At 42.8% G+C, this 14906-nt stretch carries 15 protein-coding genes; 3 read left to right on the top strand and 12 right to left on the bottom strand.

The window, feature by feature from the left end:
* Positions 1-13: 13 nt before the first annotated feature.
* Positions 14-532: a nuclear transport factor 2 family protein gene (locus tag I595_RS08525; RefSeq protein WP_054558993.1), complete on the bottom strand. Its 519-nt coding sequence runs from the start codon at positions 530-532 to the stop codon at positions 14-16.
* Positions 522-1019, bottom strand: coding sequence for a hypothetical protein (locus tag I595_RS08520; RefSeq protein WP_157449698.1), 498 nt, complete (start codon positions 1017-1019; stop codon positions 522-524). Before I595_RS08520 ends, I595_RS08525 begins: the two co-directional genes overlap by 11 nt.
* Before the next feature lie 64 nt (positions 1020-1083).
* Between I595_RS08520 and I595_RS08515 the strand changes: the two genes are divergently transcribed.
* Entirely contained in the window at positions 1084-2028 is a 945-nt protein-coding gene (locus tag I595_RS08515) for an NAD-dependent epimerase/dehydratase family protein (protein ID WP_054558991.1), read from the top strand.
* Position 2029: 1 nt separating this feature from the next.
* On the opposite strand, the gene I595_RS08510 is transcribed toward I595_RS08515, so the two are convergent.
* The 10 genes from I595_RS08510 to I595_RS08465 all read right to left on the bottom strand — a co-directional run bounded on the left by I595_RS08510 (position 2030) and on the right by I595_RS08465 (position 11394).
* Positions 2030-2914 carry a DUF2911 domain-containing protein gene (locus tag I595_RS08510; protein ID WP_054558990.1) on the bottom strand — a complete coding sequence of 295 codons (885 nt, stop codon included), beginning with the start codon at positions 2912-2914 and terminating at the stop codon, positions 2030-2032.
* Between the two features lie 30 nt (positions 2915-2944).
* On the bottom strand, positions 2945-4327 hold the full coding sequence (rimK, locus tag I595_RS08505; protein ID WP_054558989.1) for a 30S ribosomal protein S6--L-glutamate ligase: 1383 nt from the start codon (positions 4325-4327) through the stop codon (positions 2945-2947).
* 136 nt (positions 4328-4463) lie between these two features.
* Positions 4464-4877 carry a VOC family protein gene (locus I595_RS08500; protein ID WP_054558988.1) on the bottom strand — a complete coding sequence of 138 codons (414 nt, stop codon included), beginning with the start codon at positions 4875-4877 and terminating at the stop codon, positions 4464-4466.
* A gap of 2 nt (positions 4878-4879) precedes the next feature.
* Positions 4880-6409 carry a carbon-nitrogen hydrolase family protein gene (locus I595_RS08495; protein ID WP_054559122.1) on the bottom strand — a complete coding sequence of 510 codons (1530 nt, stop codon included), beginning with the start codon at positions 6407-6409 and terminating at the stop codon, positions 4880-4882.
* A 119-nt stretch (positions 6410-6528) separates the two neighbouring features.
* Positions 6529-6843 carry a hypothetical protein gene (locus tag I595_RS08490; RefSeq protein ID WP_054558987.1) on the bottom strand — a complete coding sequence of 105 codons (315 nt, stop codon included), beginning with the start codon at positions 6841-6843 and terminating at the stop codon, positions 6529-6531.
* 2 nt (positions 6844-6845) lie between these two features.
* Positions 6846-7820, bottom strand: a complete 975-nt coding sequence (locus I595_RS08485; protein ID WP_054558986.1) for a deoxyhypusine synthase family protein — start codon at positions 7818-7820, stop codon at positions 6846-6848.
* Entirely contained in the window at positions 7810-8745 is a 936-nt protein-coding gene (gene speB / locus I595_RS08480; protein ID WP_054559121.1) for an agmatinase, read from the bottom strand. The genes I595_RS08485 and speB overlap by 11 nt, the downstream gene beginning before the upstream one ends.
* A 23-nt stretch (positions 8746-8768) precedes the next feature.
* Positions 8769-10214, bottom strand: a complete 1446-nt coding sequence (locus I595_RS08475) for an arginine decarboxylase (RefSeq protein WP_054558985.1) — start codon at positions 10212-10214, stop codon at positions 8769-8771.
* A 310-nt stretch (positions 10215-10524) separates the two neighbouring features.
* A complete protein-coding gene (gene moaC, locus I595_RS08470) occupies positions 10525-10950 on the bottom strand; it encodes a cyclic pyranopterin monophosphate synthase MoaC (RefSeq protein WP_054558984.1) in 426 nt (141 codons plus the stop codon).
* Between the two features lie 3 nt (positions 10951-10953).
* Complete coding sequence (locus tag I595_RS08465) at positions 10954-11394, bottom strand: molybdenum cofactor biosynthesis protein MoaE (protein WP_054558983.1); 441 nt, start codon at positions 11392-11394, stop codon at positions 10954-10956.
* Positions 11395-11704: 310 nt separating this feature from the next.
* Here I595_RS08465 and I595_RS08460 point away from each other — a divergent pair, with 310 nt between their 5' ends.
* A complete protein-coding gene (locus I595_RS08460; protein WP_054558982.1) occupies positions 11705-12979 on the top strand; it encodes a ribonucleotide-diphosphate reductase subunit beta in 1275 nt (424 codons plus the stop codon).
* On the top strand, positions 12980-14764 hold the full coding sequence (locus I595_RS08455) for a ribonucleoside-diphosphate reductase subunit alpha (RefSeq protein ID WP_054558981.1): 1785 nt from the start codon (positions 12980-12982) through the stop codon (positions 14762-14764). It begins immediately after the preceding gene.
* Positions 14765-14906: the final 142 nt, after the last annotated feature.

Genomic DNA, 14906 nt, shown 5'->3' with positions numbered 1-14906 from the left:
CTGCCCAAACAGTTTAGTTGGTAAAGGAACGCCGTAATTGTTCCGTTAGAACACTATCGGTATTTTTTTTGAGTGCTACCAGTGCAGCCACATTTTCGTTAGGTACGGCAATGGAAAGCACGTAATGGGCTATTTTCCATTCTCCCGCTACTTTTTGCAAAACTCCAGAGCCCCGGCAAAGCTTCATCTGTGTATCCAAAAGCTCATCGAACCAAGCCATATCCTTGGCTTTGTTTAAATAAATGTTACGTTGTACAGCGGTAAAGCTCCATGCTTTTCCTTGGTCAAAATACGGTTTAGAAAAGGCCCTGAAGGCTTTATTCTGCCAATTTTCGGTAGCATCAGTGCCCAAAAAGACCCCGTTCTCGGTCATGAGCCCAAAATAAGTTTCAAAATCGGCTTCGGCGGCCGCTTGGTGCCATGCCTCCAAAACGGCAAAGACCTGCTCCTTTTCTTGTTCTTGGGCCCTTAAAAAAGGTACTGTCCCAACAAGCATGGTTAACGTAAGAATTCCAAGTAGTTTATTGCGCATCTAAAATTTGATTTAAATCCAATTGGTTGTTTACCAATACATTAAATTGATTAAGCCATGCGTTGTTGGCCAAGAACATCTGCTCCAACGGTTGGTTTACATCTGTCCGCTGAGCCAAACTGGCACTTACCTTTAACAAAAAAGTACGCAGCACCCGTTGGCGACTTTTTATTTGGGGTACATCATATAGCTCGGGATATGGACTAGTTGCCAACGCTTTTTCCTTTTCCAAAACATTAGTTACGGCCAAGGCCAAATCCTCATTGTTACTGGATTGATACAGGACTTGAAAACTTGTTTCCAAGGCTTTAAATTCTGGCCAAGAGGCGAGTATCTCCAATGCTTCTGGGTTCATCTTAGGTTCGTCCGGCATGTCTTGAAAGGACACAAAAACAGCTTCTGTTGGCGTCTCCCGGGCTATTTCCTCCCCGTCCTTACAACTGTTGAAAACCAACAGCAGACTACAGCACAAAAATAAATTTCGCATAAAACGAAAATACACATTTTAGGATGGCCTATATTTACGGGAAGCAAAAATTAACCTGGTTTTAATGCAAAAATCTATTTTGATATTGGGTGCCTGTGGGCAAATTGGCACGGAGCTTACCATGGCACTCAGGGAAAAACACGGCAGTGGTTCCGTTGTTGCCAGTGATATACGTGAAGGCAGCAAAACCCTCATGGATTCTGGACCTTTTGAACTGTTGGATGCCACTGATTATGAGGCCATAGAAAATGTGGTGATGCACTATGAAATTGAAGAAGTGTACCTCATGGCGGCCATGCTCAGCGCAACGGCAGAAAAGTTTCCCATGCGCGCATGGAACCTTAACATGAACTCCCTTTTTAATGTTTTGAACTTGGCCAAGGATAAAAAGATAGACAAGGTATTTTGGCCTTCCAGTATTGCGGTATTTGGCCCTAATACCCCCAAGGATGAAACCCCACAGCACACGATGATGGAACCCAGTACGGTGTATGGGATAAGCAAACAATCTGGTGAGCGTTGGTGCGAATATTACCATAAAAAGTATGGAGTAGACGTAAGGAGCGTGAGGTACCCAGGGTTGATCAGCTGGAAAACCCAACCCGGCGGGGGCACTACGGATTATGCGGTGGAAATCTTCCATAAGGCACTATCAGATAAAAAATATACCTCGTTTCTTACGGAATGGACCAAATTACCGATGATGTATATGGATGATGCCATTAGGGCAACCATTAACTTGATGGAAGCAGAACCAGAGCATTTACAGATACGTTCCTCTTATAACTTGGGTGCCATGAGTTTCGCTCCCCGGGAACTGGCCGCCTGTATCAAGGAGCATATCCCGGATTTTGAGATATTCTATGCGCCTGATTTTAGACAAGAAATCGCAAACACCTGGCCAGCAAGCGTGGATGACTCCAAAGCAAGCCAAGATTGGGGATGGGAACCCGCTTTTGATTTGGAAAAAACTACCGATGTGATGTTGAAAAGCTTGAAAGGTAAGTAAACTACTCTTTGGCTTTTTGTTGAAGTTCTGACAAACGGTCTTGAAGAAACTGCATGCTTTGCTGCCGATCTAATTCCTTTTCATAGTCCCGCTGGCGTTCTGCCGCGATCTCCAGCTCTAGCTCCGCAATGGCCTGTTCATATTCTTGCAAACGTTCATAGACATCAATTTTGACATGGCGCGCCCAGCCCCCGTCTTTTCCCGTTTCAATGGCCTTATCTGCCAGCCATATAGCTTGGTCCAAATTTTTGTTTTGAAAGTAATAATAGTCAGCCGCAAATACATAATTCTCATATTCCTGATTCCTGCCAGTCAACAACTCCTCTTTAATAAAGGCCTCCACCAATTCATCGGTAGTGGTCGTAATGGGAAATGAAACTTGGGTATTGGCCCAAGAAATATAGACCGCTGCATTATTGGGTATAATTTCAATATCAAAGTCCAAGGTTTCATAAAACCTTTCGGTTGTATTGGGCATTACCGTGAACCTCACCACATCTTTTTTTGAATCATAAAAACCAGCACCATATAAGGTAGTATCCCTGTTAAAGATAATGGTCCACTGCTCTTTATCGGGAATTGTGAACAATGCATATATACCTGACGATATGTTTTTTCCCCCAACCTTTACCGGCTTGTCAAAGCTTATTTTAGTACAATTCCCGGCACCGGTTCTCCAGACTTCTCCCCAAGGAACCAATTCTCCAAACACAGTCCTTCCGCGAGCGGCGGGAAGTTCGTAAACCATGGAAATTGTGGTGTTGCCCACCACTTGTGAAATAGACCCCTTGGGACTCAATGGTGGAAAAGTAAATTTTTCCTGTGCAGCGCTCCAAAAAATGGAAAGAAACAAAAAGCCAAAAATGGGATAATGCAAAATCTTCATACGCCAAAAGTAGTGACAACTAATTTATGGTTATACAAACTTGAGTTTCTTTTCAATGGCAACGATCATCTCATTGGCAATGTCCTTACCCGTGGCGTTTTCTATACCTTCCAGACCGGGCGAAGAGTTGACCTCCAACAGCAACGGCCCTTTGTTGGAACGGATGATGTCTACCCCAGCCACAGCGAGGTTTAAGACTTTTGCCGCCTTTAGGGCCAGTTTTTTCTCCTCCTGTGTAATTTTAATGGTGGATGCCTTGCCCCCTTGGTGGATGTTGGCCCTAAACTCCCCTTTTTCCGCTTGACGTTGCATACTGGCCACCACCTTGCCATTGACCACAAAACAACGGATATCTTGGCCATTGGCCTCTTTGATAAATTCCTGTACCAAAATATTGGTCTGCACACTTTTAAAGGCATTGATCACACTCTCTGCCGCTTTATTGGTTTCTGCCAGCACCACCCCTTTGCCCTGTGTACTTTCCAATAGCTTAATGATCAATGGTGCTCCGTTGACCATTTTTATGAGGTCTTTGGTATCCATGGGCGATTTGGCAAAACCCGTGATGGGAATATGGATATCATGCTTTGAGAACAGTTGCGAAGCAAATAGTTTATCTCGGGATTGGGTAATGGCCTCCGCAGAATTTTGACAATAGACCCCCAGATTATGGAACTGCCGTATCAAAGCACATCCGTAAAACGTGACCGAAGGCTTTATTCTAGGAATAACCGCATCAAACTCATTGAGGATATTTCCGCCACGATAGCGAATTTCAGGGGAGTGGGCATCCAACTTCATGTAGGCCAACTCTACATTTAAGAATTGGATTTCATGACCTCTGGCCTCCGCCGCTTCTATGATTCGCTTATTACTGTACAATTGGGGGTTACTGGCCAAAAGCGCAATATTTAAACCTGTTTTTTCTTTAAAAAAAGGTGCGTACTTGGTATTGATGTCCGTATCCGTGAACCCTTGCTGCAGATAATTTTCGGCCGGGTTAACGATATACCGGTTGGTTAGGGCCTCCCTTCCCAATAACATTCTAAACTCCATGGTGTCCCGGTTGGCCAAGGTAAGTTCAATATCAAACTTTTGCCCACCTAAGGTCAGCATGGTTTTGACCACCAGTCTTTCTTCGGAAATGCCAGAAGAACTCTTGACCATTCTACGGTCCAACAAGGGTGCCTCACAAGCTATGGAGATACTCCGGTTCTCCTGTAGCGGGTTTACTTCAAACTTTACCCATTCATGACCCCCCTTGAGATAAACTTTGGTATTTGCGGCTTGGATGGAGGAGGTCTTGGCCCCAGAATCTACCCGCGCTTTTATGGCCGGTATGCCCAGCTTTTCAAAAACGCACCACTCTTCGCTACCTATAAGTTGTAATTCCCCTTTTGGTTCGTTGTCCATTCTTGTCCTTCTATTTTATATGGTTGTTGATTCCCTTATGGTGCTCAGCAAATTCTCCTTAAGTACCGGTAAGAAACCTAAATTTACATTAGTATTTTACCAACCCGCCGGGTGTGGTGCCAAAGCTTGGTAATTGCTATACGAATATCCCCTTTTTATCTGCAAAACTTTTAAACTCTATGGTATAATGATTGGGGTCTACCAAAAAAAATGACCTATGTTCCCCGTTTTTATCCTTCAAAAAAGTACGTTCATTGGTAATTTCATAGTCACTTTCCTGTAAACGTTTAAAAACCTCCAACCAACTAGCTTGGCCTACGATAACTCCAAAGTGGAAGGCTGGCAACACGGAATCCTCAAATTTATAGCTGCGGTAGTCAAATTTAAAATCTCCTGCCTTGGTAAAGGTGATTTGATTGCCAAAAAAGTCAATATCAACCCAAGCTTGGGTGCTCCTACCGGTGTTAGCCCCAAGAATATCTACATAAAAATGTTTGGTCAATGAGATGCTCCTACAGGGCAACGACAAATGAAAAGCGGCTTTTTCCATAGCTATTTTTTTCTAAGTTCAAAAATATCCTTTCTCCTATCCTTTAGGTTACGTACGGCACCAAACTGGTTGAGTTCCCTGAGCAGGTCTATGTCTACATCGGCTATGAGGATCATCTCGGTATTGGGGGTAGCCTCTGCCTTTATCCCGTTTGTGGGAAAGGAGAAGTCACAAGGGGTAAACACCATGGATTGCGCAAATTGTATGTCCATGTTCTGTACATTTGGCAAATTTCCAACGCTACCCGCAATGGCAACATAGCACTCATTCTCAATGGCTCGAGCCTGGGCACAATTACGTACCCTGGAATAGCCGTTCTGGGTATCCGTCAAAAAAGGAACGAATAAAATATCCATACCTTCATCTGCCAATAAACGGCTCAACTCAGGAAACTCCGAGTCATAACAAATTAATACCCCTATCTTACCGCAATCGGTATCAAAGGCTTTTAACTGGTGCCCTCCTTGCATACCCCAAACCTTGGCTTCGTCTGGTGTTACATGTAATTTTTCATAACGCTCCATACTGCCGTCGCGTCTGCATAAATACCCTACATTGTACAAACGCCCATCAATAATTTGGGGCATACTGCCAGTGATGATGTTAATGTTGTACGAAATGGAAAACTCTGAAAATTTTTGGGCAATGGCATCCGTATGTTTCGCAAGTTCCCGAATGGCGTCCGGTGTGGACAAGTGGTTGTCCTTGGCCATTAGCGGTGCGTTAAAAAACTCAGGGAACAACGCAAAATCCGACCGATACCCTGAGACCGCATCTATAAAATATTCTGCCTGTTCCAAAAGGGCATCCAAATCTTTATATGGTCTCATTTGCCATTGGATGAGGCCCAAACGGACAATCGTCTTCTTGGTAGCAGCCTTCTTGGATGGTTTTTGATAGTAAATGTTATCCCATTCCATGAGAATGGCAAAGTCATTGGAGGCCTTATCACCTTCCAAATACCCTTTCATTACTTTGGCAGGATGAAAATCATTACTGATTTGAAAATTAAGGACAGGATCTTGAATCTCCTTTCTTTTTACCTTGTCTATATACTCTTTTGGGGTCAGTGTATTGGCATACTTATGGTAATTTGGCATTCTGCCCCCAAAAAGGATGCCTTTTAGGTTTAACTTTTCACATAGCTCCTTACGGTAGTCATACAACCTTCTCCCTAAACGAAGTCCCCTAAAGTTGGGTTTTATAAAAACCTCTATACCGTAAAGGACATCACCATCGGCAGCATCATGGGTATCAAAAGAATAGTTGCCGGTAATTTGATGATAGGTGTGATTGTCATCAAAAGCATCATAATTCACAATAATGGACAGTGCCACGCCTGCCAATTCTCCATTGATCTTTATGACTACTTGACCTTCGGGAAACTTTTGGATCAATGCCTTGATCTGCCCTTCTTTCCAATAGGCACCGGGCATATTGGTGTAGGCAGAGACCATAGCCTCCTTTAGCTCTTGATAATCATCAAGATCTAAAAACTTTAACGCTATATTTTCTATTTCTTCAACGTTCATGGACAAGGAATTGCGCTGCTTGGCGTGGATGGCCAAAAAGGCCTTTTTTTAAAAACACTTTAATACGATAACTAGGCTTCTGGCAACCTTTTTGCGCGAAAATGGCAGATGGGCCAACCTTAATCATCCGAACCTTCGGGCTCTTGGAAGGGATCTACCACTGCATCAGGGTCGTCATCCTCAAATGCCTCATAATCACTTTCATCGTAATTGGCCATTGTCTTTTCCAATTTCTCACTGATCTTGACCAAATATTTGGTATCGGAAGTGATTACCTCAACGGCTTCTACCCGCTCCCCACGGGCATTTCTAAAGGAGATGATATCGTCATCATCATAGCCGTCCGGGTAGCGTTCTACCGTTAATTTTAAGACCTCTGGGGTCAGTTTTTTAAAATCGACGATTACTTTTTTTAAATGTGCGTGCCTGTCCATAATTACATGTCTAAAAGGTAAGCAAAAATCAAAGGTGCCACAATGGTTGCGTCACTTTCAATGATAAATTTTGGGGTATCCATATCCAATTTTCCCCAGGTAATCTTTTCATTGGGTACCGCCCCAGAATACGAACCATAACTGGTGGTAGAATCGCTTATTTGACAAAAATAGCTCCAAAAAGGGGTGTCCGTACGTTCCATATCTTGGTAGAGCATAGGCACTACGCAAATAGGGAAATCTCCCGCTATACCCCCACCTATTTGAAAAAATCCTATTCCCATTTCGGAATTATCGGTATACCAATCCGCCAGAAAGGTCATGTACTCAATACCGGATTTTACGGTACTGGCCTTGAGCTCCCCTTTTAAGACGTACGAGGCAAAAATATTGCCCATGGTACTGTCTTCCCAACCAGGGCAGACGATGGGTAAATTCTTTTCTGCGGCAGCGTACATCCAAGAATCTTTTAAATCAATTTCATAATACTCCTCCAGAACACCGGAAAGCAGTAATTTGTACATATATTCATGGGGCAGGTAACGTTCACCCTTTGCCTCCGCATCCTTCCAGATTTTCACAATATGCTGTTGAATCCTTCTAAAGGCCTCTTCTTCCGGTATACAGGTATCGGTAACGCGGTTTAGGCCTTTTTCCAACAAATTCCATTCATCTTGTGGGGTCAGGTCACGATAGTTGGGTACACGCTTATAGTGGGAATGTGCCACCAAATTCATGATATCCTCCTCTAAATTGGCCCCTGTACATGAGATGATGTGCACCTTGTCCCTTCTGATCATTTCGGCAAAAATCTTGCCCAGTTCTGCGGTACTCATGGCACCCGCTAAAGAAACCAACATCTTGGCACCTTTATCCAATTGGGTCTCGTACCCTTTAGCAGCATCCACTAAGGCTGCTGCATTAAAATGGAGGTAATACTTTTGAATAAAATCGCTAATGGCGCCTTTAGTCCTCATCTTCAAATTTATTTTTGGTTAGGTTATTTTCCTTGGGTGCAAAACCGCTCACATATTCATCGTCAATGGCATCTTCCCGGAACTTGTAGGATAGCATTTTGTAGTACAGTTTGGCCGCCAAAAAATCAGACGACCTGTCATGGGAATTGGGACACAACTCTACGATATCAAAACCTACGACATTCTTTTCATCAAAAACCATTTTTAACAGCTCCAAGGTTTCATACCATAACAGCCCTCCCGGCTCAGGGGTTCCGGTAGATGGCATAATGGAGGGGTCCAATGCATCTAGATCAAAGGTGATGAATACGTTTTCCGTACAGGCCTCAACTACCTTGTCCATCCAAAATTCATCTGCTACCATTTCATGGGCAAAAAATACTTTTTCCGTATCCATATAGGTTTTCTCAATGGCATCCATACTACGTATACCTACCTGCACCAAATTTGTAGTCTTGCTCGCCTCATGTAGGGCACAGGCATGGTTGTATGGGGTGCCCCCATAGGTTTTTCTCAAATCCGCATGGGCATCTATTTGTAGTACGGTCAAGTTTTCAAAATGCTCATTGAACGCACGGATGGACCCTATGGAGATGGAATGTTCCCCACCAATCAAGGTCACGAACTTATTGCGGCCAATATATTTTTTGGTGGTTTGGTGCACGTTGTTCACCACTGTCTCTGGGCTACCTTTTTCCGTGATGGCCTCTGCCAGATACACCCCTTGCCGATACACTTCTGATTGGGTCTCAATATCATAAAGCTCCATATTCTCCGACGCTTCCAAAAAAGCTTCTGGACCTTTGTCCGCCCCTTTCCCCCAAGTACTGGTGCCATCATAGGGAACGGGAATCAATACGATTTTAGCAGTTTCTTGCTGGGCAAATTCATTGGAAATGCCAGCATAGTTTTTTGTTGTTTTCACTGTGGTATGCATTATACTTTAACTTAGGAGGCAATCTCCTGCTCTTTTTCTTGAATGGATTTTATTTGTTCTTGGCGTTCATATCCCAAAATATCCAATAATTGCGCAGCGGTCTGCTGCTCCTTGAATACGGATACCTGCAGTTCCCCCTGTTCATCACGCTGTAACAAAAGATGTTTTGGATGGGGAATCAAACAATGTTGTAAGCCCCCAAAACCTCCAATTGATTCTTGATAGGCACCGGTATTGAAAAAACCAATGTAAAGCGGTTTGTCTTTCTTGAACTTGGGTAGGTAAATGGCGTTCATATGCTGCTCACTATTGTAATAATCATCACTATCACAGGTAAGCCCGCCCAAAAGCACCCGCTCATACTCATCGTTCCAACGGTTAATGGGCAACATGATAAAACGTTTGTTAATGGCCCAAGTATCCGGTAAGGTGGTAATGAAGGAAGAATTGATCATGTTCCACTTTTCACGGTCGTTTTGTTGTTTTTGATAGAGCACCTCATAGATGGCACCCCCACTTTCACCAACGGTAAAGCTACCAAACTCGGTAAAAATATGGGGAACGGCAACCTCTGCCTCATCGCAGGCCAGCTTTATCTGGTTTACGATCTCATAAACCATGTACTCATAATCAAACTCAAAGGCCAAGGAATTTTTAGTGGGAAAACCACCACCAATATTTAAACTGTCCAAGCTGGGGCACGCCTTTTTTAAGCGAATGTATACCTTGAGGCACTTCATCAGTTCATTCCAATAGTAAGCGTTATCACGAATGCCGGTATTGATAAAAAAGTGTAACATCTTCAATTCTACCTGATCATTGTTCTTGATTTGTTGCTCATAAAACGGAACAATGTTTTTGTACCCAATGCCCAGTCTTGAGGTGTAGAACTCAAATTTGGGCTCTTCTTCAGAAGCAATACGTATACCCACTTTAAAGGTGTCTTTTATACCATCCGTAAGCAGGTCCAACTCCTCGTAATTATCAATGATCGGGATGCAATTGTGGTGGCCATTATTAAGTAATCTGGTAATATTGTCAATGTAACGCTCCCGTTTAAACCCGTTACAGATCACATAGGTGTCATTAGTGACAAAACCTTGTTGTTTTAAGTTTTCAATGATTTCAATATCAAAGGCGGACGAGGTCTCCAAATGGATGTCATTCTTCAACGCCTCCTGTAAGATATGGCTAAAGTGGGAACTTTTGGTGCAATAGCAATATTGATACGTTCCCTTATAGTTTAGGTCCGTCATTGCTTTGTTAAACCAGTCCTTTGCCCTATTGATGTTTTCTGATATTTTGGGCAGATAGGTGAATTTTAATGGCGTACCATACTGCACGGCCAGCTGTTCCAAAGGAATACCATGAAAGGTTAGGGTATCTTCCTTGGTGGTGAATTCCGACTGCGGGAATTCATAGGTTTGACCGATTAGGTCACTGTATTTTGTGTTCATTTTTAATTAAGGGAAAAAAGATTTGATAAATGGTTTCTTGCAGGGTCAAAGAACCTTGATCAAATCATTATCTGCTTCTCTGTTGTGGGAACAAAAAAGTATGGGTGTTGGCTACCCACAATAGCAAATAAAAAAACGGAAGCTAGCTTTAATTTTCGGTTACCCCATCTAAGGGCTGTCTTGGCGATTGACTTCCTAACTGCCAAAGACCCGAACAAACAAACAGATTTCAATTGTTCAGCTAAAACGGTACAAATGAAATCAAAAAAACATTACGTGCAACAAAATTTTAAAAAAAACTACATTTTTTTTACGCACCAATATCCGACTTCCCCCCTGTTTTTTTGATCAGCTTAATCTGCTGTATTTCAATGGCTTTATCAATAGGTTTGAGCATATCATACATATTCAAGGCCACTACGCTTGCCCCATGCATCGCCTCTACCTCTACCCCGGTCTTGTAAAATGTCTTCACGGTCACCATTACGGTAATCTGCAAGCCATTAATGGCATACTCAATACTTGCAAACTCAATGGGTAAGGGGTGACAATCAGGCAATAATTCGGGAGTTTTTTTCAACCCTAGAAAACCAGCTGCACGGCTCATAGCAAAAACATCTCCCTTGGGAACAGTATTGTGCTCAATGGCTGCGATGGTATCCAAGGAACCCACCTGGACTACGGCTTGGGCCATGGCCATTCTATGGGTATTCTCTTTTTGGGTAATGTCAACCATGTATTATGTATTTACTTTCCATTGGTAAGAATCATCTTCAAACAGTTCTTTACCAAAGACCGGAACTTCTTTCTTAATCTCTTCCACTACATGATGTAATGCCTCAAAAACCTCTTTACGATGTGGTGATGACACAAATACAAAAAGGCAGATCTCCCCAACCGCAACCCGGCCCAAACTGTGGTAAATGTGCATGCAAGTGAGGTCAAATCTTTTAAAAGTAGCCTCCCTAATTTCATGAAACTTTTGGTTGGCCATACCTTCATAAGCCGTATATTCAATGGCCGTAACATTTTTGCCTTCTATCTTATCTGCCCGTACTTGGCCCAAAAAGATATCATGTGCACCAATGGTGGTTTTGGATTGATGTTTTGCAATGGCGTTTGCGATAAAATCAGGGGTTATGGGCCCTTGAATAAAAACGTTTTTGACTTTCTTGTCCATCAATAGGATTTTTGAACTAAGGTAAGAAAGAAATAGAACTTGAATTCTCGGTCCTTTCCCTACACCCCCCTATCAACCTCATTAAAAAAAGGCATTTTACCATCTCTATGTTTTGTGCATGCCTTGCTTGTGCCTGCTTACGCCGCCTATACGTATCTCTTGATATATCAGAAGATTACGATTAAGCAACGTCATCGCTAATACTTCTGTTGATAAAATGTGGATAACCTAGATGCATCATCCAAAAAGGAAATGGGATAAACTAAGAACTTTACAGTCCTTGTTTTCAACATTCACAACATCCAACTTTATGCAAATAACACACTTAATTAAAAGAGATTTTTCTAAAAGACCTTTTCAATTAGAGAAAATCACCGATGCTATCCTAAAAGCAATGACAGCGGCAGACCACGGGGACGTGGGTGATGCCCAACGTATAGCCGATAATGTACTTAACGCCCTTTTGGAAAGGAAGGCGCAGGATGCAGAATATGTGCCTACGGTGGAGCAAGTTCAGGATTTGGTGGAAAACAGTCTTATGGAAGGTGGTTTCTTTGATGTGGCCAAAGGGTATATCCTGTACCGAAATGAGCAGGCACAGAAAAGAAAATCCAACATCTTTGAGAAGCGCATCAACCTAAAACCGTACGAATATCCACAGCTTTATGAGTACGTTCCCGCTATACGCCACTCTTATTGGATACATACGGAATTTAACTTCACCAGTGATATCCAAGATTTTAAAACCCGTTTAACGGAAGCAGAACGCAGTGCCATTAAAAACACCATGTTGGCCATCTCCCAAATAGAGGTTGCCGTAAAAAGTTTCTGGGGAGATATCTACCACAAAATGCCCAAACCAGAAATTGGTGCCGTAGGCAGCACCTTTGCAGAAAGTGAAGTTCGCCACGCAGACGCTTATTCCCATTTACTGGAAATTTTAGGTTTGAATGCAGAATTCAAAACCCTAAAGAAAAAGCCGGTGATGATGAAGCGTGTGCAGTATTTGGAAACTGCCCTTAAAAACGCTAAAAGTGAAGATAATAAGGAGTATGCAGAAGCCATCTTATTATTTTCCCTATTTATAGAACACGTCTCTCTATTCTCCCAATTTTTGATCATCATGGCCTTTAACAAGCATAAGAATATGCTTAAAGGAGTTTCCAACGTTGTGGAGGCCACTTCTAAGGAAGAGCAAATTCATGGAGATTTTGGAATAGACGTAATTAAAATTATCAAAGATGAAAATCCAGACTGGTTCACTTCGGAATACCATGGCATGATCCAACAAATGTGCCAAGATGCCTTTGTGGCCGAAAGCAGAATCATTGATTGGATTTTTGAAAAGGGCGAATTGGATTTTCTCCCAAAAAATGTAGTGAACGAATTCATCAAACAAAGGTTCAACAATTCCCTTGCAAGCATTGGAATCGCCGAAATCTTTGAGGTGGACCAAGAGCTACTTGCGGAAACCGAATGGTTTGACGATGAAATCATAGGAACCAAGCACGGTGATTTCTTTGTTAAGCGCTCCATCAACTATAGTAAAAGAACACAAAGTATAACTAGCGACGACCTTTTTTAAATGAACGAAACAACTCCCACCCAGAAAGTACAGGAAACAATTTCAACCAGTGACAAGCTGATCAATGCCAGAAAGCAGGCATTGGAACATCAAAAATCCGCGGCGGACGGCGGTTTTAAATGGCTAACGGAACACAGTCGTAACTTTTTAAACTCTGGCTACCTTACAGAAGGGGTTACCCCAGAGTACCGCATCCGTGAAATTGCGGACAGGGCAGAGCAATTGCTACAAATGCCAGGGTTTTCAGATAAGTTCTACGGATATATGTCGGAAGGTTTTTACTCGCTGGCCTCACCGGTATGGTCTAACTTTGGCAAGGAAAGAGGACTGCCGATCAGTTGTTTTGGTTCCCATATTGACGATGATATGGGAAACATTCTATATACTCAATCAGAGGTGGGAATGATGTCCAAATTAGGTGGGGGCACATCAGGATATTTTGGAAAAATACGTCATCGCGGTGCCGAGGTCAAAAATAATGGACAGGCTTCCGGGGCGGTGCACATCATGCAATTGTTTGAGTCCATGGTAGATGTGGTAAGCCAAGGCTCCGTGCGCAGAGGGCGTTTTTCCCCTTACCTACCCGTAGAACATCCAGACATTTTGGAGTTTCTTGAAATTGGAACGGAAGGAAACCCCATACAAGAGCTTACCCACGGTGTTACGGTCACCAACCAATGGATGGAAGAAATGGTTGCGGGAGATACGGCAAAACGTTCTATCTGGGCCAAGGTTCTCCAAAGAAGGGGAGAAATGGGCTACCCTTATATCTTCTTTACGGACAACGCCAATAACAGTGCCGCTGATGTTTATAAGGATAAACAACTACCTATACACGCCAGTAACCTCTGTACGGAAATCATGTTGCCCTCCAACGATAACTGGTCTTTTGTATGTGTCCTGTCATCGGTTAACGTATTGCACTATGATACCTGGAAAAATACCGATGCGGTAGAGACCATGGTGTACTTTTTGGATGCAGTCATCACAGAGTTCCTAGAAAAACTGGAAACTTACCGTGATTCTGATAGCAGGGAAGATAGGCAGACCTTTCTATTTATGGAGCGCGCCTACAATTTTGCCAAGGACAACCGTGCCTTAGGTCTGGGCGTTTTAGGATGGCACTCTTTATTGCAATCCAAGATGTTACCGTTTAACAGCCAGAAAGCCTATGACCTTAACAGTGAAATTTTCCGGGAAATAAAAGAGAGATCCTACCAAGCGTCCGAGACATTGGCACAAAAATTTGGTGAACCAGAAGTTCTTAAAGGGTACGGTAGAAGAAACACTACCCTAAACGCCATTGCGCCAACCACATCATCCGCTTTTATCTTGGGACAAGTTTCCCAAGGTATAGAGCCTATTTGGTCGAACATTTATGTAAAGGATATTGCGAAGGTAAAAACCACGATAAAAAACCCGTTCTTATTTGAGCTTTTGGAAGAGAAGGGCATGAACACTACAGAGGTATGGAGAAGTATCCGCGAAAGGGATGGTTCTGTGCAACATTTAACCTTCTTGTCCGACCAGGAAAAGGATGTCTTTAAAACCTATTCCGAGATTGATCAGTTAGATATTGTGTACCAAGCGGCCAACCGTCAAAACCATATAGACCAAGGGCAATCCGTAAACATTATCGTGCATCCTGATATGCCCGTTAAGGAAATCAATAAAATACATGTTACGGCTTGGAAACTCGGGCTTAAATCACTGTACTATCAACACAGTATGAACGCAGCGCAAAAATTCAAACAAAAGAAGGAGTGCGCTAGCTGTGAGGCCTAAAAAACCTTACTTAGGCAAGGTTTTGTAAACCAAATACATATACGCTATCAAAAAACCATAGCCAACAAGGCTATGGTTTTTTGGTTTCTTGGAAATGCACAATCCCCTTTAAAATTATACTAAGGAAGTAGACGCTTGGTTT

This window comes from Croceitalea dokdonensis DOKDO 023 (genome assembly GCF_001306415.1).
Classification (GTDB): Bacteria; Bacteroidota; Bacteroidia; order Flavobacteriales; family Flavobacteriaceae; genus Croceitalea; species Croceitalea dokdonensis.
This window is presented reverse-complemented; position numbering and strand designations above follow the sequence as displayed.